The sequence below is a fragment of the Marinobacter litoralis genome, assembly GCF_016427555.1.
GTDB lineage: Bacteria > Pseudomonadota > Gammaproteobacteria > Pseudomonadales > Oleiphilaceae > Marinobacter > Marinobacter litoralis_A.
Map to the genome: position 1 here is coordinate 195,595 of NZ_JAELVS010000001.1, position 21,822 is coordinate 217,416.

Genomic DNA, 21,822 nt, shown 5'->3' on the forward strand with positions numbered 1-21,822 from the left:
TACGACATAGACAATAACGATAATAGCCAGCTACTTATTATTTGGTAGATTGTAAGTTGCGTATAAAAAACACAACAGGAGAGGAAAGCAGATGAGCCTACCCGAGATAATTAAAGACAATACTACCCTGCCGGTTATAGGATCCCCTTTATTTATTATTTCCAATCCGAAACTGGTGGTTGAACAGTGTAAGGCCGGTATTGTTGGCGCCTTTCCTGCCTTGAATGCCCGGCCAGCCGAAAAGCTTGACGAGTGGCTGACAACGATCAAGCAGGAGCTTGCTGCCTACAGAGAGCAGAACCCCGGCGCCAAGGTTGCCCCCTTTGCTGTGAATCAGATAGTTCACCCTTCCAACGACCGCCTTGAGCAGGACATGGCGGTTTGCGTAAAGCATAAAGTGCCAATCATCATCACCAGCCTTCACTCTCCTACTGAGGTAGTAAAGGCGGCACACAGTTACGGCGGCCTGGTCTTCCACGACGTCACCAACGTAAAACACGCAAAAAAAGCCCTTAGCGTAGGCGTTGATGGCCTGATTCTGGTGACCGCCGGGGCCGGGGGGCATGCTGGAACGATTAACCCCTTTGCATTGCTGTCTGAGATTCGGCAATTTTATGATGGCACGATTATTCTCGGGGGCTCGATCACCCAGGGCAATCATGTTCTCAGCGCTGAAGTTATGGGGGCAGACCTGGCCTATATGGGCACACGCTTTATTGCGACTCACGAAGCCAACGCCGATGAGGCGTACAAACAGATGGTCGTTGATTCCAGCGCATCCGATATAGTTTATTCAAACCTATTCACTGGCGTTCATGGCAACTACCTGCGCGGCAGTATTGAGAACGTGGGCCTGGATCCGGACAATCTGGTTGAATCCGATAAGAGCAAAATGAAGATTGGCTCCAAGGGAAGTGCCAAGGGCAAAGCCTGGCGCGACGTTTGGGGTGCCGGGCAAGGCGTGGGAAATATTACCGCCGTTGCCTACACGGCAGATGTGGTGGGACAACTGCAGGAGGAATACGCCGAAGCCCGCCACAAACTGTGCAAGGTTTGCTAAAGCTGGTTTGATGCAACACGGAACCGGGATCAGCGCTGCTGATGCTGGTTCCTGCTATCATTCTTATTAATCGAGATCGGCGCCCAGCTCCGGTCAGTAGGATTTCGGCAACCCCAGAACCTGCTCGGCGATATAGCAGAGAATCAGCTGTGGGCTCACCGGCGCAATTCTGGGAATCATCACTTCACGCATCAGTCGTTCAACGTGAAACTCCCTGGCGTAGCCCATGCCGCCATGGGTCATCACCGCCTGGGTGCAGGTTTTAAAGGCCGCTTCAGCCGCCAGGTATTTGGCGGAGTTGGCCTGCGCACCGCAGTCCAACCCTTTGTCGTAACGGGCCGCGGCATTCATGCAGGTATAAAAGGCGGCTTCCAGCTCCATCCAGTTAACCGCCAGCGGGTGTTGGATGGACTGGTTCTGGCCAATGGCCCGCCCAAACACCACTCGGTCCCGCGCATATTTCACCGCCCGATCCAGGGCATTGCGACCAATCCCAATGGCCTCGGCCGCAATGAGAATCCGCTCGGGATTGAGACTGTGCAACAGGTAGCGGAAGCCTTTGCCTTCTTCTCCGATCAGATCTGCTTTCGGCACCGGCAGGCCATCAATAAAGGTCTCATTGGAATCAACCGCCTTGCGCCCCATCTTCTCAATCTCGACGACGTCGACATACTCGCGATTGAGGTCGGTGTAGAACAGCGACAAGCCATCCGTTGACCGTTTGCACTGCTCTCTGGGAGTGGTGCGTGCCAGCAGCATGATCTTGTCGGCATGCTGGGCCGTCGACGTCCAGACTTTTTTCCCATGAACAATGTAGTGGTCACCCACCAATTCTGCCCGGGTGGTAATACTACCGGTGTCCAACCCCGCATCCGGCTCGGTAATGCCGAAGCAGGTTTTCTCTTTCCCCTCTATCAAGGGGGGCAGCCAGCGCTGCTTTTGCTCCTCGGAGCCAAACACCACAATCGGGTGCGGGCCAAAGATGTTGATATGCAATGCCGAGGCGGCCGTCATACCGCCACCGGAATTGGCAACCTCCATCATCATGATCGCGGCTTCGGTTACGCCAAGGTTTGCGCCCCCGTATGCTTCGGGCATGGCGACTCCCAGCCAGCCATTGCTTGCCATGGCCTGATAAAAGTCTTCGGGAAAGTCTCCGGTTCTGTCCCGCTCCAGCCAGAAATCGTCGCCAAAGGAATCGACAATTTTGCGGACACTCTCCTGAATGGCCTGTTGTTCTTCAGTTAATGAAAAGTCCATTACAGCTTTCTCCGATTCTGGTGTTGTAACCACCTAGCCTGGCAACACGGCTAGCAATCCTGAAGAAAACGGCTACACCACCTCAAACAGGCCAGCCGCACCCTGCCCGCCACCAATACACATGGTGACCACCACCAGCTTGGCACCACGACGCTTACCCTCGATGAGCGCATGCCCAGTGAGGCGTGAGCCGGAAACACCGAATGGGTGTCCAATAGCAATCGCGCCACCGTTCACGTTGAGTTTTTCCATGGGAATGCCCAGCCGGTCGCGGCAGTACACCACCTGGGAGGCAAAGGCTTCGTTGAGCTCCCACAAATCAATATCGTCCATGGTCAGGCCATTGCGCTCCAGCAACCGCGGAATCGCGAATACCGGGCCAATACCCATTTCATCCGGCTCGCAGCCGGCTACAGCAAATCCACGGAAGATGCCTATCGGCTCAACGTTGTTCTTTTCGGCATACTGACTGTCCATAATCACACACACGGATGCGCCATCAGACAACTGACTGGCATTACCCGCAGTAATAAACTGGTCTGGGCCACGTACAGGCTCCAGCCCCGCCAAACCTTCGGCTGTGGTATTGGGGCGGTTGCACTCATCACGGTCGACCGTGACCTGCTTTTCACTCACCTCTCCCGTGGCCTTGTCTTTCACCAGCATGGTGGTTTCCATCGGCACGATTTCGTCATCAAACAGGCCATTTTGCTGGGCGGCTGCAGCACGCTGCTGGCTAATTAAAGAATACTCATCCTGTGATTCCCGGCTGACACCGTAGCGCTGAGCCACCAGATCGGCGGTTTCGATCATCGCCATGTAAAGATCCGGCTTGTTTTTCATCAACCATTCGTTGGTTGCGCGATGCTGGTTAAGTTTATCGTTGATGACCAGGCTGATTGACTCAACACCACCCGCCACCATGGCCGGCACTTTTTCAGAGATAATACGCTGGGAGGCAAGAGCGATGGATTGCAGACCAGAACTGCAGAAGCGGTTGATGGACATACCCGCCGTTGTCACCGGCAAACCGGCTCGAATAGCCGCCAGCCGGGCCATGTTTTTGCCCTGTGCCCCCTCGTGGTACGCAGCGCCCAGGATGACATCTTCAACCACGCCAGGCTCAATGCCAGCTCGCTGCACAGCATGTTTGATAACGTGAGCTGCCATATCAACACTGTGTGTGTTGTTGAGGGAGCCACGATAGGATTTGGCCAAGCCGGTACGGGCTGTTGAAACGATCACTGCGTCTGCCATTGTTAAATCCTCTTACTGTAGTCTTGATAGCCTTGAATTCGGCTAAGCCCGCTTAAATTCACCCAAACGGCGCTCACTAACCGCGCGCGCACCCTCTTGATGATCTTTGGTTTTTGCCAGCCAAACCTGCTCGGAAAACTCATGCTTTACCCGCTCCCTGAGTTCGTCAATCAGACCCACCCTTGCGGTTGCTCGAGTCGACTCCACAGCCAGGGGGGCGCATTCAGCAATTTCTGTTGCCAAGGCAATCGCGTCGTCCCGCACAGAGTTTGCACTCGACAACTGGTCAGCCAGACCCCATTCGTATGCCTGCTCTCCATTAATTCGCCGACCGGTCAATAGCATCAGATTGGCTTTCTGTGCTCCGATAATTCGCGGCAGCACAGAGCTGATGCCAAACCCCGGGTGAATTCCCAGCCGGACAAAATTAGCCGCAAAACGCGCTTCTGGTGCGACAACACGAAAATCCGGAACCAGGGCAAGACCAAGGCCACCGCCTACCGCAGCCCCGTGAATAGCACCAACAATGGGTTTTTTGCAGTCGAACAGGCGTATGGCATTCTGGTATAGCCTGATGGCGCTCTCCGGCGAGTCTGGGTCAAACAGCGCCTTACCTGAGGATGAAAAATCTGCTCCGGCACAAAAGGCCTTGCCTTGCGCGGCCAGCACTATGGCACGGCAGCGGTCATCCTGTTCAAGGGCCTCAAAACAATCAGCGATCTGCTGGATCAGTGCATTGTCAAAAAAGTTAAGGGGAGGCCGCTGTATCTCAACCACCGCAACATGGCCATGCCACTCGACACCAATGTCTTTATAGGTTGTCATTATTGATCTCCATTAAATCACTGTCTGCTCACAAGCCCTGAACACCCTGTCGGGTTGCACGGCTGCAGTTCATCAAAACGCACGCGCAATACTCGCCCAGGCGCTACCACCGTCGGAGGCTCCAACCTGTTCCGCAATCTGCTGCCCCAACCACTGATTCCAATAGAATTCTGAGCCAAACTCCTCACGCCAGCACCAAACCCGGCGGCTGTATTGCTGCAACGTGTATTCATGACTAAAGCCCATAGCGCCGTGGGCCTGATGCGCCAGCTGGGTGACTTTACCGGCCGCTTCACCAGCGACAGACTTGGCCGTAGCTATGGCCATTAACGCATCGTTCAATGCACAGTGAGGCTGGGACACAGTGCGGGCAGCTTGCTCAACCGCCGCATTGGCCAGCGCACTCTCACCGGCAATGTCCGCCACACTGTGCTGTATCGCCTGAAACCGTGACAATGCTCGGCCAAACTGATTCCGCTCCTGCACGTAGTTGATGGTCAGTGTCACAATACGCTCCATCGCACCAGCGATTTGATGGGCCCGCACCAGAGCGGCCACACCGCGCGCCAATTCAATTGAGAATCCGCTGTCTACAGCTGCAGAAGTGAGTGGCTGAACACCGTTCAGATTGACGATATGACGGGGTTCTCCCGCCAGACTCTGCTGCAGGCTAAGCTCGCATGCATCGACGGCGACCAACGCCATGGTCAGTTGCCCTGCCTGCATGCACGGCACCACCAGCTGTGATACCTGGGCGGCAAAGGCAACACCCTCTACCACGCCGTGCAATTGCCCGTTTTCGAGACGGGGCAGCGTTTCCAGCGCCAGAGCAAACCCCCTGGTTTGGTCAGCATTTGCCAGGCCTGCCTGGGCCAATAACCAGTTTGCCACCAGAGCTTCAGCCAGTGGCACAGGTAACGCGTAGCGTGCGGACTGGCGTATCAGTGACAACCCCAATCCCATAGAACCGCCGACACCGCCAGACTCTTCGGGCACCCAGACCAACAACAGCCCGGCTTCCTTGAGAGCCTGCCATAGCGTCTCGGGGTAGTGGCCGTTTTCGGCGCTATTCACCACATCGGCGCTGCAGTGGTCTGCAAAAATGCGTTGTGCGGTATCAATAATTAACTGATCAGACTGCTCCATCGGATGCCTCTCTCATTATCAGCTGGTACTTATTCACGGCCTGATTCCTGCTCTCCTGGGCCGCCTCAGCGCAGCCCGAGGCCTCGCGCAATGATGCCTTTCAGGATTTCATTGGTACCGCCACGAAGTGTAAACGACGGTTGCCGCAACAGACTCTCCGATAATAGATGCTGCAGTTCATCACCTTGGCCTTGCGCCATCATGATCGGCCAGAACTCCCGTAGCTTTTCGATGATTTCCTGCTCAAACCGGGTACCAATGTCCTTCACGATTGCCGCTTCCACATCCGGCGACTCGCCGTTCTGCAGCAGGGTTGCAACCCCCAGAGACATACTGCGTAACGCTCGGATGCGTGCTGCCAAACGACCCAGGACCGCTTGTTGGTGGGTGTTTTCCCGCGCTGCAGCCATTCGGGAGAAGGCCCGCTCCAACGCCACAAAGGTACTCAGAAACCGCTCAGGGCCGGAGCGTTCCATCGCCAACTCGCCGGTGATCTGCTTCCAGCCATCACCAACGGCACCCAAAACGGCATCCTCTGGTACAAAAACATTGTCAAAATTGGTTTCATTAAAGTGTTCGACACCGCTCATGTCCCGAATGCCACGAACTGTGACGCCTGGCGCGTCGAGCCTGACCAGAAACTGGGTCAATCCCGCATGGCGGTGCTTCTCATCGACTTTGCTGGTTCTTGCCAGTACCGTCATGTACTCACAGACCTGGGCCCCCGAGGACCACAGCTTGGTCCCGGTAATGCGCCAGCCACCTTCGGTGGGTACCGCCCGGGTTTTGACCGCCGCCAGATCGGACCCCGCGCCTGGCTCACTGAGCCCGAGGGCAAAGTAACAAGTGCCGGCGGCGATACGCGGCAGAATGCCTTCCTTCATCGCCTGGGTGCCGGACTGCAGGATCAGCGGACCACTCTGGCGATCGGCAATCCAGTGCGCATGCACCGGTGCGCCGGCCACCAGCAACTCTTCGGTGATGACATAGCGATGCAAAGCGGTCAATTCCCGACCACCGTATTCTTTGGGCCAGGTGACTCCAATCCAGCCTTTTTGCCCCAGCTTGCGGGTAAACTCTGTATCTATGCCCGCGCACCAGCAATCAGGCCCTGGCTGGAAAGTGCCTTTGCGCCGCTCATCTGCGAGAAAACCGCGTACTTCCAGCCGTAGCGCTTCAACACTCGAATCGACAACCGGCGCAGGAAAATTAAAGTTGATGTTCTGCATAGCGATCCGCCCTCAATCCAACCATTGGAAAATCGGTTGTTGAAATAAAAAAGGGTTTCCTTTCTCAAGAAAACCCAAACCTGAAAGCCCAAAATAACATTCAACAACGTTCACAATAGCAAACAACAATCTCACGACAAATACATTTACTATATATCACAGATACATTAAATACATATGAAAGCCAAACTATGCCTACTTACTCTCATACTCCTTTCTTAATTCAGTTTTCAATATCTTGTTAACACCAGACATGGGCATGGGCTCTTCTCGAACTGTAATACCCGTGGGACACTTATAATGTGCAATTCGATCGCGGCAATATTGGATGAGCTCTTCCTCGGTCACCAGATCACTGCCGTCACGAAGGCGAACCACAGCATGAACCGACTCTCCCCAGGTTTTATGCGGCACCCCAATTACCGCGCATTCAGCAACCGCAGGGTGATGTGACAACACGTTCTCGACCTCGATCGGGTAAACGTTTTCGCCACCACTGACAATCATGTCTTTTATCCGCCCCGCCAGCACCAGATAACCATCAGCATCAAAATACCCGCTGTCACCTGTGTGGTACCAACCATCGCGCAAGACCGCCCGGGTTTGCTCTGGTGCCTGCCAATAGCCCTTCATGATATTGGGACCGCGTGCGACTATTTCACCGGTTTCACCCTGGGGCAGGCTGCGCCCCAGAGCATCCACTATTTTTATGTCCACGTAGGGGGTGGGCCGCCCTACTGTATGCAACTTGGTGTCGCGCTCACCCGAAAGCACGTGATCATCGGGGCCAAGCGTGGTTATCACCGGCGACGCCTCGGTCATGCCATAGGCCTGGCAAAAACGAACGCCCGGGAGCTTTTCGATGGCACGCTGCAGCAGAGCCACCGGCATGGGAGCTGCGCCGTAGCCCACCATTTTCAGAGAAGACAGGTCAAACTCTTCAAGCTTCGGATGGTCCAGAATCATCTGAAACATTGTCGGCACCAGTTGCATGCCGTTGACTTTGTATCGATGAATGGTCGCCATCACCTCTTCAACATCAAACTTCGGCAGCAGCACCGTATGGGTTCCCAGTGTCGAGGCGGTGTATACCCGGGAACCAGCCGCGGTATGGAACATGGGGGCAACCAGCAGGTAGCACTCTTGCTCTACCAGCTCGTACAGCGGGATGGTGCCGCGGGTATTGGCCAGTAAACTGGCGTGGGTCAGCATGACGCCCTTGGAGCGCCCGGTGGTGCCTCCAGTGAAAAACAGCACCAGGGTGTCATCCCCACTGCTCGGCTCGCCCATAGGCTCCGAAGAGGTTTCAGTAACCAGGGTTTCGTAACCAAGCAAGCCTGCCGGCGTTGGCAGATTACTGGCATTGACCACGACTTCTATCCAAGGGCACTCAGCCGCCAAGGCCTGCGCCTGCGGCAGATGCGCAGCATCCGCCACGAGCACTCTTGGTTCCGAATCTTCCAGGCACTCTTTCATCTCCCGGTGAGAGAGGCGGAAGTTGATCGGCACCAAAATTGCCCCTATCAGGGACGGCGCGAAGAACATTTCAAAAAGCCAGTGTGAGTTGAAACCAAGGTACGCGACCCGGTCACCTGCCCTAATACCCCGCTGCGCCAGGGCATTGGCAAAGCGCCGGCATCGGTCAGCGGTTTCGCCCCAGGTAAAGGTACGCCCGTCATCGGTGATTGAGGGCGAATCCGGCCAACGGGAGGCCGTATCCCCCAGAATCTCACCAAAACTCATGGACGGTTCATCGTTTCGCGTATTTGCCTTGGCCAACATATAAATAACCCTGCTTTTTACTTATAGATTTGCAATATTCAGTGGCGATTGTTTTCAATCACTAAGACATGGTCATTGGCAGTAGCAGCGAAATAATCGGGAAGGCCAACAACAAGCCCACCACAATCAGATCAACAACCATGAATTTCATGACACCGAAGAAAATTGTATGCACCGGGATCTCTCGCGAGATCACACTCTTGATAACAAACACGTTCAAGCCTACCGGCGGCGTTACCAAGCCAACTTCCAGCAACTTAATAACAATGACACCGAACCAGATCAGGTCGAGGCCCATATTTTCCACCAGCGGAATCACGAACGGCAGAGTCAGCAACATGGTGCCTAGTGGGTCGAGGAACATGCCCAGGCCGACATACAACAGCACGATGCACAGCAACACCATCCAATTTTCGAAACCCGCCGCAGCCACGGCTTCCACCAGCACACCGGTAACGCCGGTCAGTGACACAAAGGAAACAAAAATCTTGGCACCCACTGCGATAAAGAACAGACCCGCCGACTGAAAAGCCGTCTCACGCATGGAAGACATGAAGTCGCTCCAGGTCAGGCGCCGGGAAAGAACCCCGAAGCCCAGGGCAAACGCCAGGCTAATCGCAGCCGCTTCCGTTGCAGTAAACAGTCCACCATAGATGCCGCCAATGATGATGGTCATCAGCATCAGCGCAGGCCAAGCCTTGATGGCGGCGTTAATACGATCTTTACCGGTAAAGTTCAGGTCTGCCGCCACGGGTGCCGCTGACGGCCTCATCACCGACCACACAACCACAACCAGGATGAAGCCAGCCAGGCTGAGCAGACCCGGCAAGATACCGGCAAGGAACAGCTTGTTAACCGACTGCTCGGTAAACATGCCATAAATAATAAACAGCACGCTTGGCGGGATCAGTGCGCCGAGGGTGCCGCCCATGGCGACAGTGGAGGTCGCAAGCTGCTTGCTATAGCCGAAACGCAGCATCTCCGGGACGCAGATCCGGCCCATGGACGAGGCGCACGCAAGACTCGAACCGGTGATGGCTGCAAAGCCGCCACAACCGAACAAAGAGGCAATTGCCAGGCCGCCTGGCAGCTTCGCCAGCCAGACTCGCATGGCCTCGTAGATATCCGTGGTAATTCGCGAATGGTAGGCAATGTGCCCGGCGGCAATGAACAGCGGAATCATGCTCAGCGGGTAGGAGTGGATAAAGTCGTAAGCGTTGGACTCAATCAATCCCAGTGCCGGCCTCAGCCCGCGCATAAAGGTGAAATCTCCACCTGGACGCCAGGCGTAAGCCACCAGTGAGCACACAGAGGCAACACTGACCAGTACGTACCCGATGGGCACTCGCATAGCCAACAAAACCAGTGCAGCACTGAACCCATACATCCCGATTACTGAAGGTTCCATCGCGCTTACTCCTCCGCCTGCTCAGCGCTGGCTGGGCGAATCACCCCACACAGCACCAATGTTTCAAAAATTGCCAAATCAATGAGTCTGATGAAAAAGATGCCGTAGCCAATGAAAAACGCGATACGTCCTGGCCACTTCGGCAATTCCAGTAACCCAAAGAAGTAGGAACCACTTTCCAAGGCGTCGACCATCGATATGTACGCGGCGTAGGCAATGGGTGCCACTGCACAGATACCAACCACGGCACTCAGAATATTCAGCGCTACCTGAACCCGGGGGCCAAAGCGGTTGGTAAACACTTCCACCGCGATAAACCCCCGGTCGGCCGCCACATAGGCCAATGGCAGTACTAGTGCACCGATCATCAACTCCCCGACGATAACCACCTCATCGGATACGCCTGAGTAGCCAAGCTCCCGCAAGACCACACTGGCCAAAATGATGGCGCCTAGCACAAGAATGCAGAATACGGCTATATACAGCAGGATGTTTTCGCAGCCCGCTAAAAACCCTCGGGCGTTCTGCAGCCCCTTTGAGTAGGACATGCCCATACTGCGCCCGTGATAACTTTCTATCGGTCCCATGGGTAACCTCTCTCATCTCGCTCTGCCTCATACTTCTCCAGTAAGGCGGTGTATTGATCCCAAATGCCCTGACCATCTAGGCCCGACTGGCTTACCTGATCGATCCACTCGCGAACATACTTTTCAGTGGCACTGAAGAGTTGCTGGCGATCCGCCTCCGCCATCTGGATCACCTTAACCTTGTTCCCCATTTTGCCTGTGGGCAAAGCCGTCGCAACTTCATCAATCTCTTGCAGTAACAGGCGCGCGTAGTAATCGGTCATGCTTTTTCCGGCGCTACGAAAAACCTGCTGCTGTTCTGGTGTCAGGTCGTCCCAGAGGTAGCGATTGATCACAATCGCAAACCCCATGATCTGCCCCCAGTCGACCCGGGTAACCGAATGGGTCACTTCCGGGGTTTTGAAGGCACGCATGGCGTAAAAGTAACCCGCATTACAGTCCGCCAAGCCGGTATCCAGCGCCTGATAAATATCCGAATAGGTCATATTGACCATGTTGGCACCGAGGTCATCCAGGACCTTGGCATAGGTAACTGAGGCCCTCATCCGTTTGCCTTTCAAATCTTCGATGGTGCGGATTTCGTTACCTTCGGTACACTCGAACTGGACGCTGGTGGTGGTAAAGTTGCCCAGGTATACTAGGTCATGCTCTGCAAGCGCCTGTTTCATTTGCTCATTGCCAGTCATCAGGTCGTACATAGCATGCAGGCCAACCCAGGGGTCGGAGTTGGCCAGAGGTAAATCACCAATGGCCAGAGCTTGCAGTTTTTGCGGCTGGTAAGGCGCCAGAACCGTGCCAAGGTCCGCGGCACCTGCAGATACGCCATCCATAATGGCGCTGTACTTCAACAGCGCCCCTCCCCAATGGATGTCGAGCGCCATCTCACCACCGGACTCACGTTTGACCTCTTCTGCAAAGAACTGCAAGGCCTCTGCCCGAGTCCCCCGGTTGGGCGTGCCCTCGGCGTAGCGGAAGGTGGTCTCTGCCACCGCCTGCCCTGCGCAGATCAATCCGAGCATTAGCGAAAAAACAACTGTCTTCATAGCCTTGGCAAGTTTCATTATTATTGTCCTCTGGTGTCTATGATGATTAGCCATCTGCCCCAATCAGCGGTTCCAGGGATATCCCTTCTGGTCGCGCTCTTGCTCGTATTTTTCCACCAGTGCCATGTAGCGATCCCAGATTCTCTGACCATCCAGCCCGCGCTCTGTGGCTTCCTTGATCCAGATATCGCGATATTTGGTGGTCGCATCCAGGATTTTCTGGCGCTCTGTCTGGCTCATTTCAGTAACCGGGATGGTGCGCCCCCAGTCTCCGGACTCCAGGCTATTGGCCACCACTTCAATATCCTCAATCTGCAACTGTGCGAAGCGATCAACCATGCTTGAACCCGCCTGGCGGATAACTTCCTGCTGTTCTGGCGTCATGTCCTCCCAGGTATACTGGTTCATGGTGATCGCAAACCCCATCAACTGACCCCAGTCAGCGCGGGTAACTGTACTGATCACCTCATAGGTCTTGTAGGCGCGCATGGTATAGAAATAACTGCCCAGGCAATCTACCAGCCCGGTATCCAGTGCCTGGTAAACATCGCCGTAGGTCATGTTGACCATACTGGCACCCAGGTCGTTCAAAACGTTGCCGTAGACAGCGGAGGCACGCATACGCTTACCTTTGATGTCGTCAACCGTCCGAATTTCATTGCCTTCGGTGCACTCGAACTGAACACCCGTGGACGTGTAGTTGCTCACATACACCATCCCTTCCTTGGCCAACGACGCCTTCAACTGATCTTCTGTTGTCTCCAGCTCATACATGGCTCGCATACCCACCCAGGGGTCAGATGTGGCCATGGGAATATCCCCAATACTGAGACTGCTGAGCTTGCGCGGGTTGTAGGCAGACAGCACAGTTCCCATATCAACCGTGCCGGACACAACGCCGTCCATGATGGCACTGAACTTCAGCAGGGCTCCGGCCCAATGAATCTCAACAACCATCTCACCATTGGAAAGCCGCTTTACCTCATCAGCGAAGTACTCCAGCGCCTCGGCTCGGGTTCCACGGTTGGGACTGCCCTCCGCGTAACGCAAGACCAGCTGGGCCGACGCCTGGCTCGCCACGGCAAAGAGAAGAACTACTGCGATACTGAAAAACTTGAAAGGATGTTTCACTGTCGTGACCTCATGAGGTTGCTTACTGTTTTTATTGCCACCTGAATTGTCAGAATCAAGGATGTAACGTCGCAGACCATAGGTCTCAGCCAGGAGCGCTATCCTTTTCCATTCTCCAACCCACTGAAAACGACATTATCACCGGCCAATACCAACAACAATTATATATATTTTATATTGCCCATACTTTTATTGGATCGCTTAGCACAACAAAGTTACTGCTCAGGCACCCCCTGCTCGTCACCACCCCCCGCAATATAGCGACAGGTACCTGAGCCGGTTGCAACCAACTCTCCCTGGTTAAACACCCGGGCCTCCACAAAGTAAATCTTGCGCCCCCGGCTGATGACCTGCGCCTCCGCGCGCAACACCCCTTCGTTGACAGGCTTCATAAACTGGGTGTTCATGGAGACAGTGATGCAGCGCCTGACGTTGCCCGGCACTGCGCAATAGACCCCACTCAGGCCACAGGCCGAATCCAGCAGTGACATAACCACACCACCGTGAACGTAGCGATTGCGGTTCAGGTGGCTGTCGTTGAGTTCAAGCTCGACCGCCGCCCAATCTTTCCGCCACTCGATCACCTCAAACCCCAGGAGATCCCTGTAGCCCATCGGCCCCAGCTCTGGCGCAACAACCTCTTCAGACTGCCGACTTTCATTCATCGGTCGCGTTGACATACCCGACTCCACATGTGCATTGTTTTTTTAGGACGTATCACGATAACAGCACAAATCACCCCTAACCATTATCTATATTGGATAGAATCTATACAGAAAAAGCATGGGGAGATAATACAAAACTAATCCGCCCGAGGCGGGAGGGAGGCGAGCCATTCATCGGGGCTCGCCCGGTAAAACGGGGTCAGCACTTGTTCCGGTTGGCGGGGTGAGTGCCCAGTTCCTTGGCAATTATCTCCAACATCACTGCATTGGCGCCACCTAACCTTTTGAACACTTCATGGGCCGGGTACATGCCGGCAGCTTCCCACTCATCTACGTAGGGATTAATGTGCTTGTCGATAATCTGCTGCGCGGTGCGTTGCAACTCCTGATGTTCGTGAGTGAATCGCATCTTTTATCCTTGTTTTTAGCGTGCATAAGAGGGGTCAATACTGTCGAGCATCCGAATGAGCGCTGGCCAGGCCCGTTTGCCCAGCAGCCCTCGTTTTTTCGGGTGAAGTACGTCTGCCGTCACTTCTTTCGCTTGCTGCGTTGGCATATTGAGCTTTCGCCCCATCGACAGGGCATCAACCTGCGCCTTGCACGCCATCTCCAGCCAATAGATACGGTTGAAAGCCTCTGCCACCGAGGGGCCAACGGCCAAAAGGCCATGGTTTCGCAGAATCATTACATCATGCTCGCCCAAATCCCGCTGTAACCGGGCCTTCTCATCCGGATTAAGCGCTGGCCCTTCGTAATCGTGGTACGCCACAGCGTTGTAGAATCGCATCGCGGTCTGGGTCAGTGGCAACAACCCCTCCTCGATAGCCGACACCGCCATGCCAGCGCGGGTGTGGGTATGTATCACACACATAGCATCGTGGCGTACCTGGTGCACTGCTGTGTGTATCAGAGCACCGGCCTGGTTAACGCCATATCCATGGGGGGTCTGAGGTGCCAGCACCTCGTCGCCATTGAGATCAATGGTAACCAGGTTGGATGCGGTGATTTCGGAATACAGGTATCCATAAGCGTTAATCAACAAATGATCTGTGCCGGGGACTCGCGCCGATATATGGTTATAAATCAAATCGGTCATCCCGTAGTGATGGACGAGCCGGTAACAGGCGGCCAGCTCCACACGGGTTGTCCACTCCTCCGGTGACACCCTTTCACGTACCTTTTCTATCTGAACCTGCACGGAATGCCTCCTCTGTTGTCAGTCCTTATTCTCGTTAACCGAGCATCGCTACCTGCACGTCGCGACTTCCCTCAAACGGGTTGCGGCCATGCCATACCTGCAGGTTATCCAGAATCATTACGTCGCCATCCTTCCAGGACCAGGCCCGTTCTTTCTGGTCGAGATGCGCGGTGAACTGCAACGCTTCCTCTTCCGCCAGCGGTTGACCGTCACCCAGGAAGGTTCCTGAAGGGCGCTCCTGGTTCTCGCGTAAGTGCCGAATGATTTCCGGATCCAGTCCCTGCATGTTGCTATCAACCCGGTAGATATGAAGATTGGATCGGTAGAGCTTTTGCTCGGTTTGAGGGTGCACCACTACAGCCGCTGTGCGATTCACCACCGTCAAGCTGCCGTCCTTGTTCCAGATGGGCTCCAACCCTCGCTCTTTACACCGTGCGGTAACCTCGTCTCGCTCGTCCGTCTGAAAGGCAAGATCCCACCCGCGCAGATCGACATGCGGAACCGATTCGTCCAATCTCCCCGAAGGCGCCGCAAAGTTACGTACCGTCATCACACCAAGGGTTTCAAGCTTCTCGCGCAACTCCGGAGAAAGGGAGCCAATCAACTCCCGCGTGTCAGCAATAATGGTTTCACCGCCAGTGTGCGCCGTTGATTTGCTGAAGAAGGCAATTCGAGGAGGGTAGTTCTGCATATACGCCATTTCTGAATGCAGGCGTATCTTTGCATTCTTGTCGAGCCGGGTTGCCTCCATTACTTTTCCTGCAATCTGGGTTCGCGGAGCAAGCCCACCTACATAATCACCAGCGAAGGACGGAAACAGCTCCACCAAGGCTCCGAAATCGTCCGTTTCCCGAACAGGGAACCCCCGGAGCACCACACCGCCATGGGTGACAATGAGTTTGTCGAGCACATTCCTGTGCGACGATGCCCAGACAAGGAAAGCCTGCAGGCTCTCCGGCTGGCTCGATAAACAATAGCGGGGAGCTTTCTTTCGGGGCATGACAGATTACATCCCGGCCAAGCCGCTCAATATCTTCAGAGCGCGCAAAAGTCATAGTCATAGCAAAGCCCTTATTATTTTATTTTTATACAACTATCAAACCAATCGAAACTAACTTACAACCTCAATATTTGAGATTGTCACATAAGCCATAAATACCTAAACCCTTAACAACAGCAATTAATAATCAACCTAACAAATATACAAATGAGTCTCGCAGCAATCCTCAAAAGACAGAAATACATTTCCGGCATACGCTGGTTACAATATTTATATTCCTGACCAAGCCCCACCCAATGATAGGCACGCACTATAAAAAAAACAGCATCAAACACATACACGATTGCTATTGGTTGATAAATATACGGAGTGATAGCGTAATTTATGCACAACTTTGCTCACGGAGATAACAATGATAAAAACCTTGATATCCAGCACGATTCTTTCACTGGCATTAACGACATCGGTTTCAGCTGCAACCCAGCTGCGCTTCGCCGAAGGATCACCCAACCGGGGCGCCCGCGCGGATGCGGTTAACCACTTCATGGAGGACGTCACACAGCTTTCCGGTGGCGACCTGAGCTTTGACACTCACTGGGCCGGCGCGCTGCTGAACTACAAATCCATGGTGCAGGGCGTCGCCGGCGGCACCGCCGACATGGGGACCATGCTTGCCGCCTACAACCCGCAAAAACTCCGGTCGCTGACCATTGGCGACGTACCCACGCCCTATTCCGACCCCTGGGTGGGCATGCGGGCTGTAGGCAACTTCGCCAAGATTCTGGACGACCTGGGTGCCAATCTGGTCAACCTTAATATCGGCGACGCCTACCAGGCCTACGACACGGGTCTTGTCGATTGCGGTGCCTCTTACTTCTAGACGGCCAGAGCGTTCAAGACCTTTGAGGTGGCCAGCAATTACACGGTCGCCAACTGGGGACAGCTCCTGGGTTTTGCGACCCTGATGAATATTGACAGGTGGCACGACCTCTCCCGGGAACACCAGTCGGTTTTGCGGCAGGCAGGCTCCCGCGCCATCGACTATTTCGCCAGGCTGCAGATTGAAGAAATGGATCTGGTTATAGATGGTCTTCGTACCGGTGAAATCGGGAATAAAGTAGACGTATACCTATTGCCGGAAAGCGAGCGTGCAATACTTAATACTGCCGGCGAGAAGTACGCACAGGAATGGATTGAACAAGCTGACAAGGATGGCGTAGATGGCAGGGCCATATGGAACGAATACAAGAGCCTGCTAGCCAAGTATCAGCAAAAAAAAACAGCAAAGGTTATCCCTGGCAGCGCTGATTCGTAGCGCACAAACTAAAAGCCTGGGGGCATCATCAATGCCCCCAGGTTTTACCCCATCCCAAACGCACACCAATCATCCGACTTCTTCAAGATCCGGACTTCATGCCTTGAGTAAATGGTGACATGTAGGTCCGAGGCTCTGCAGTTTTGAACGCATCGCCAAAAGCAGTCACACTTCGGTCGAGCGATGCCTCCAGGTCCGCCTCAGACCAATACCTTAATAAGGCCTTTTGAGCACGTACAGCCCCTGGTCCGTTCTTGAGAATTGGCTCTACTGTTTGCTCAATCAGCAAGTCCAGATTTTCCGCCCCAGATTCGCAAACAAATTCCAGAAAACCCCACTTTTCTGCCTGAGTAGCACTGACATTCTCTCCGGTTAGCAGTAACCAATTGGTTGCCCCTGCGCCAATGATCTTTGGCAGCAAAGCTGCATGAATCACCGAAGGTATTCCCACCCGAACTTCCGGCATTCCGAACACTGCATCCTTTGAGCCAAGACGTATGTCGCAAGCGGCCGCGATCTCCATGCCCGCACCCAGACAAAAGCCCGGAATTCGGGCAACCGTCGGTACAGGGATATCCATAATTGCGTCGCAGAGCCTGCGAAGACCTGTGATGAAGCTGCGCGCTGCCTCAGATTCCAACCCAGCCATTTCATAGATATTGGCTCCGGCAACAAATGCTTTCTCACCAGTCCCTCGAACAACGACAACTCGCGCATCCTGGCGGGTGCCCAGCCATCGAAACACCCCGAGCAACTCGCAGACTTCGGCAGAGCCAAGAATGTTGACGCTTTTCGCGTTTTGGATTTGTAGCGTGTAGACCCCGCGAGTATCGTGGGTAATCAGTGCATATTTAAAGATGGGAATCGAATCTGTCATGCGCCCCCCGGCATATTGTTATTAGTAAGGAAACTAGCGTTGATTAGACGGCCTCGCCATTACCAACATTGTATGTCTTCCATGCCTTAACGGCATGAAACAGTCAAACACTCAGGACGAGGCTCTACCGGGTTTCCGGGGGGACCAGGGAATACAGGTAAACAGCCAGATGTAACAAGGTGGGGCATATTGCGGGATTAAATCCCCCCGCCCTGTGTACCAGAGCGGGTCACGTTCACACCAACCTGTGGCTTACATTCTTTCCCAAGGGTAGCCCTTGGCTTCAAGCTCACGCTCATATTTCATCAGCAGCGCTTGATACTCATCCCAAATTTTCTGACCATTCACTCCGTCGCGAGTGATGCTATCAATCCAGTCGCGGGCGTACCTTTCCGCAACCTTTTCCAGCTTCGCCCGCTCTTCTTCAGCCATCTCATATACCGTTACTTTTCTACCAATAGACCCCGTTTTCAAACCGTCGACAACGAGTTCCATTTCCTCAATCTGTAATCTGGCAGAATAGTCGATGGCGTTAGAACCCGCCTCGCGGATGATGGCCTGCTCTTCCTTCGAAAGATCTTCCCAGGCATAGAGGTTCATTAATGTGGCAAACCCGTTAATCTGCCCCCAGTTCACCAGTGTGACGTTATCGATTACCTCATAGGTCTTCAACGTACGTATGGTGTAAAGATAACTCGCGCTGCAGTCGACAAGTCCGGTATCCAGTGACTGATAGAAATCGCCTGCCGTTATGTTGACCAGGCTTGCGCCCAGTTCGTCCAGCACTTTGGCATAGGTAGCAATAGCGCGAACCCGTTTTCCCTTGATATCGTCTACGGTACGGATTGAGTGGCCACCACCGCATTCAAACTGAACACCTGTGCTGGAATAGCCGGTGACATAGACGAGCCCCTGCCGCGCCAGGAGCTCCTGCAATGTCTTGTTCGTGGTCATCAACTCGTACATGGCCCGAGTACCCACCCAGGGGTCTGATGAACCTACAGGTATATCGCCAATGGTCAATGCTTTCAGTTTCTGGGGAGTATAGGCGGCGAGCATGGTGCCCATGTCTGCTGTGCCCCGGGACACACCATCGGTCATGGTTTTATAGTCGAGCAAGGCCCCACCCCAGTGTATATCGAACGTCAGTGTGCCGTCCGACAGTTGCTTCACTTCTTCCATAAAATGCTCGACTGCCTCTGCGCGGCTTCCACGGTTGGGCGACCCCTCTGCAAAGCGCAACACCGTGTCTGCAGATACCGTACCGGCCATTGCCAGCGTCAAGACCAACCCTGAGGCCATACCTTTAAGCATAAATTTCTCCCCCAAAAAACAGAGCTCGATTAAATTGACCATAACACCGCCAGCCGCCTCCAACCACTACAACTTATAGCTACTGACCATGCCTAATAACTATAAAAGCTCTTCTCAGAAACAGTCCAAAAGATGATGGCCGCGCACTATGTTAAAAAAGCATACCCAGGCAAACATTTATTTATTGGTCGCCGGAGGAGCCCCGTGCCAATCTTGGAGGATTAACCGGCCACACTTTAAGAAAAGGCGAAATAGCGATGAGTGATTTATTAGTGGAATGGCAGGATGACCTGCTCATTTTGACCCTGAACCGGGCAGAGAAACTGAATGCGCTCACCAACGAAATGCGCGAAGGGTTGATTCACGCCCTTTCCGAACAGAAAAACGAGCCTCGAGCCCGTGCGATCCTTATCCGCGCTGCCGGGCGCGGCTTTTGCGTTGGCGCAGACCTTCAACCCGACAAGATTCTGTCTCGGCGCGAGACCATTCAGCAGGAAATGGAAGCGGGCATAAACCAGGTTGTTGCTTTGATGCGTAGCGTCCCTGTACCCATTGTTGCGGCGGTGAACGGCCCTGCCGCAGGCGCCGGCTTCAGTATTGCCCTGGCAGCCGATGTTGCCATTGCAAACGAATCTGCAACCTTTGGCCTGGCATTTGCGCGAATTGGCGCGGTTCTCGATGGGGGTGCGTCTTATTTTCTGTCAAGAACAATCGGCGCCGCACGTACCAGAGCGCTGGCAATGCTGGGGAAAAGTATATCTGCAGCAGAGGCACTGGAAATGCGGCTGATTTACGGTGTCAGCGAAGATTCCCGGCTGCAGGATGATGCCCTGGCGCTCGCGCTTCAACTCGCCAAAGGTCCCACGGTGGCCCTCGGTTTGATTAAAGCCGAAGTCGAGATGGCTCAGACAGCGGCGCTGGACGAGGTGCTCACATTTGAGGCCCGCTGTCAGGGCAAGGCCTTCAAAACGGAGGATTTTGAAGAAGGGATCACAGCGTTCCAGCACAGGCGCCCGGCTGAGTTCAAGGGAAGATAGGCCACCCAAAATCCTGCAGGTTCGGAGCACAAGGCTCCGCCGGCCTTGGCGATGGCTCAACGGTCGCTGAGCCATCGCCAAGGCCGGACTGCTCGGATCATCAGATACTGCGCCCGGCCGACTGCCAGTATTTATCCCTCAGGCGGCGCTTGAAGATCTTGCCGGAATCCTCCCGTGGCAGGTCGCGCCCAACCTCAATGCGGCGAGGTACTTTATATCCCGCCAGATGCTCGCGCAGATAAACCTCCACGTTCTGGACGTCTATCTTGTTACCGTCATCCGTTTCAATCACCGCCATCACCGATTCACCGAACTCCTCATCGGGAATACCAAAGACGGCACAGTCTTTAATACCCGGGCAGTTGTGCAACACTTCTTCAATTTCCGCCGGGTAGATGTTCACCCCCCCGGAGATGATCATGTCTTTGACCCGATCGGCAATAAACAAAAAGCCGTCTTCGTCAAAATAGCCCATGTCACCAGAGGTAATGTAGCCATCCCGATCAATGGCAGCACGCTCTTCGGGTTTACGGTTATAGGTGAAGTCCATATTCGGGAAGCGCGAATAGATTTCACCCACCTGCCCCGCGGGCAGTATGTTCCCCTCGGGATCAAGGATGCGAACATCCGCTTCGGGCACGGTTTTCCCCACAGTGCCGGGCTTTAACAGCGCCTGCTCAGAGGTACACGCGGTCACCGCGCCGGACTCTGTCGACCCGTAAAACTCATTGATCACCGGGCCAAACCACTTGATCATCCGGGTTTTCACGTCGGCCGGGCAAGGCGCTGCAGCATGCACAACAAACTCTATGCTGGATACGTAGTACTTGTTACGCACGTCGTCTGGCAACTTCAGCAGCCGGATAAACATGATCGGCACCATAATCGCAGCCGTAATGGCGTAGTCCTCGACTGTGGCAAGGAACGACTCCGCATCGAAGCGCGGAACGATGACCAACACATCAGAAATTTTAGACGCCTGCATGCCAAAGCTGTTGGGGGCGCTGTGATACAGCGGGCCGGGGACTATAGCGCGCGCCCCTTCTTTACACCCGTACACCCGTGACCGGAACTCTTGCATCACTCTGGCATTTTCCGGGTCCAGTGGCGTCCGCCTTACGCCTTTCGGATGCCCGGTGGTGCCAGAGGTATAAATCATCGAGGAAGGCCCTTCCCGGGGAGGATCGGCAATCGGATCCGATGCCGCCAGCCACTCGGCGAAGGCAATTTGATCGCTTGGTACCGTGCAGTTTTCAGGCGCAATGCCAAAGGCGTCGCTCAGCGCCTTGGGTGTCTCCACCAGAATGCATTTCACATCCTCGGGAATTTCATTTCTGACCTTGCGCCAAAGATCCGCATGGATCACCAGAATTTTTGCCGCGCAGTCGTCGAGGATATAGGTCAGTTCCTCGCCCACCAGATGCCAATTGACTGGCACGGCATAACCACCAATGTAGGCGGTGGCTCTGGACACCGTCAGAAAAGGAATATCGTTTCGCATGAAAATGGCAACGCAATCGCCCGGCTCAATTCCAGCCTGTTTCAGGCCGCTTGCGGCGCGTTTGATATCGCTCTGGAACTCCTCGTGACTGAGATGCTGGTCACCACAAACGATCCCGGTCAGGGTGCGCTTATTCTGCTTCTGGGTAATCATCAATCGGGTACCTCCTGTATCTGTGCAAACTGGA

General features: G+C 54.4%; 21 protein-coding genes. 4 read left to right on the plus strand and 17 right to left on the minus strand.

The window, feature by feature from the left end:
• Positions 1-91 precede the first annotated feature (91 nt).
• On the plus strand, positions 92-1,060 hold the full coding sequence (locus tag JAO79_RS00925; RefSeq protein WP_199005294.1) for an NAD(P)H-dependent flavin oxidoreductase: 969 nt from the start codon (positions 92-94) through the stop codon (positions 1,058-1,060).
• 93 nt (positions 1,061-1,153) lie between these two features.
• On the opposite strand, the gene JAO79_RS00930 is transcribed toward JAO79_RS00925, so the two are convergent.
• From JAO79_RS00930 to JAO79_RS00995, 14 genes are all read right to left on the minus strand, one after another.
• Positions 1,154-2,320: an acyl-CoA dehydrogenase family protein gene (locus JAO79_RS00930; protein ID WP_199005295.1), complete on the minus strand. Its 1,167-nt coding sequence runs from the start codon at positions 2,318-2,320 to the stop codon at positions 1,154-1,156.
• Between the two features lie 72 nt (positions 2,321-2,392).
• Positions 2,393-3,577 carry an acetyl-CoA C-acyltransferase gene (locus JAO79_RS00935; RefSeq protein WP_199005296.1) on the minus strand — a complete coding sequence of 395 codons (1,185 nt, stop codon included), beginning with the start codon at positions 3,575-3,577 and terminating at the stop codon, positions 2,393-2,395.
• A gap of 42 nt (positions 3,578-3,619) precedes the next feature.
• A complete protein-coding gene (locus tag JAO79_RS00940; protein WP_199005297.1) occupies positions 3,620-4,402 on the minus strand; it encodes an enoyl-CoA hydratase/isomerase family protein in 783 nt (260 codons plus the stop codon).
• A gap of 72 nt (positions 4,403-4,474) precedes the next feature.
• On the minus strand, positions 4,475-5,548 hold the full coding sequence (locus JAO79_RS00945) for an acyl-CoA dehydrogenase (RefSeq protein WP_199005298.1): 1,074 nt from the start codon (positions 5,546-5,548) through the stop codon (positions 4,475-4,477).
• A gap of 65 nt (positions 5,549-5,613) precedes the next feature.
• Complete coding sequence (locus JAO79_RS00950) at positions 5,614-6,777, minus strand: acyl-CoA dehydrogenase family protein (protein WP_199005299.1); 1,164 nt, start codon at positions 6,775-6,777, stop codon at positions 5,614-5,616.
• A 195-nt stretch (positions 6,778-6,972) separates the two neighbouring features.
• A complete protein-coding gene (locus tag JAO79_RS00955; protein WP_199005300.1) occupies positions 6,973-8,559 on the minus strand; it encodes a class I adenylate-forming enzyme family protein in 1,587 nt (528 codons plus the stop codon).
• A gap of 61 nt (positions 8,560-8,620) precedes the next feature.
• On the minus strand, positions 8,621-9,967 hold the full coding sequence (locus JAO79_RS00960; protein WP_199005301.1) for a TRAP transporter large permease: 1,347 nt from the start codon (positions 9,965-9,967) through the stop codon (positions 8,621-8,623).
• 5 nt (positions 9,968-9,972) lie between these two features.
• Positions 9,973-10,554, minus strand: coding sequence for a TRAP transporter small permease (locus JAO79_RS00965; RefSeq protein WP_227664279.1), 582 nt, complete (start codon positions 10,552-10,554; stop codon positions 9,973-9,975).
• Positions 10,542-11,615 (minus strand): C4-dicarboxylate TRAP transporter substrate-binding protein, encoded by a 1,074-nt coding sequence (locus JAO79_RS00970; protein WP_199005303.1) that lies wholly within the window; start codon positions 11,613-11,615, stop codon positions 10,542-10,544. Before JAO79_RS00970 ends, JAO79_RS00965 begins: the two co-directional genes overlap by 13 nt.
• Before the next feature lie 45 nt (positions 11,616-11,660).
• Positions 11,661-12,728, minus strand: coding sequence for a C4-dicarboxylate TRAP transporter substrate-binding protein (locus JAO79_RS00975; protein ID WP_199005304.1), 1,068 nt, complete (start codon positions 12,726-12,728; stop codon positions 11,661-11,663).
• A gap of 215 nt (positions 12,729-12,943) precedes the next feature.
• A complete protein-coding gene (locus JAO79_RS00980; protein ID WP_227664280.1) occupies positions 12,944-13,408 on the minus strand; it encodes a PaaI family thioesterase in 465 nt (154 codons plus the stop codon).
• Between the two features lie 184 nt (positions 13,409-13,592).
• Positions 13,593-13,802, minus strand: coding sequence for an acyl-CoA dehydrogenase family protein (locus tag JAO79_RS00985; protein WP_199005305.1), 210 nt, complete (start codon positions 13,800-13,802; stop codon positions 13,593-13,595).
• Positions 13,803-13,817: 15 nt separating this feature from the next.
• A complete protein-coding gene (locus JAO79_RS00990; RefSeq protein WP_320158917.1) occupies positions 13,818-14,591 on the minus strand; it encodes a class II aldolase/adducin family protein in 774 nt (257 codons plus the stop codon).
• A gap of 34 nt (positions 14,592-14,625) precedes the next feature.
• Positions 14,626-15,591, minus strand: coding sequence for a TauD/TfdA family dioxygenase (locus JAO79_RS00995; RefSeq protein WP_199005306.1), 966 nt, complete (start codon positions 15,589-15,591; stop codon positions 14,626-14,628).
• A 412-nt stretch (positions 15,592-16,003) separates the two neighbouring features.
• On the opposite strand from JAO79_RS00995, the gene JAO79_RS01000 reads away from it, so the two are divergent.
• Positions 16,004-16,471 (plus strand): hypothetical protein, encoded by a 468-nt coding sequence (locus tag JAO79_RS01000; protein WP_199005307.1) that lies wholly within the window; start codon positions 16,004-16,006, stop codon positions 16,469-16,471.
• Positions 16,472-16,555: 84 nt separating this feature from the next.
• Positions 16,556-16,906, plus strand: coding sequence for a hypothetical protein (locus JAO79_RS01005; RefSeq protein WP_227664281.1), 351 nt, complete (start codon positions 16,556-16,558; stop codon positions 16,904-16,906).
• 82 nt (positions 16,907-16,988) lie between these two features.
• On the opposite strand, the gene JAO79_RS01010 is transcribed toward JAO79_RS01005, so the two are convergent.
• Positions 16,989-17,783, minus strand: a complete 795-nt coding sequence (locus JAO79_RS01010) for an enoyl-CoA hydratase (RefSeq protein ID WP_199005309.1) — start codon at positions 17,781-17,783, stop codon at positions 16,989-16,991.
• A 252-nt stretch (positions 17,784-18,035) separates the two neighbouring features.
• A complete protein-coding gene (locus tag JAO79_RS01015) occupies positions 18,036-19,097 on the minus strand; it encodes a C4-dicarboxylate TRAP transporter substrate-binding protein (protein ID WP_199005310.1) in 1,062 nt (353 codons plus the stop codon).
• Positions 19,098-19,354: 257 nt separating this feature from the next.
• Here JAO79_RS01015 and JAO79_RS01020 point away from each other — a divergent pair, with 257 nt between their 5' ends.
• Positions 19,355-20,134, plus strand: coding sequence for an enoyl-CoA hydratase/isomerase family protein (locus JAO79_RS01020; RefSeq protein WP_199005311.1), 780 nt, complete (start codon positions 19,355-19,357; stop codon positions 20,132-20,134).
• A 100-nt stretch (positions 20,135-20,234) separates the two neighbouring features.
• On the opposite strand, the gene JAO79_RS01025 is transcribed toward JAO79_RS01020, so the two are convergent.
• Positions 20,235-21,788: an acyl-CoA synthetase gene (locus JAO79_RS01025; protein ID WP_199005312.1), complete on the minus strand. Its 1,554-nt coding sequence runs from the start codon at positions 21,786-21,788 to the stop codon at positions 20,235-20,237.
• Between the last annotated feature and the right edge of the window lie 34 nt (positions 21,789-21,822).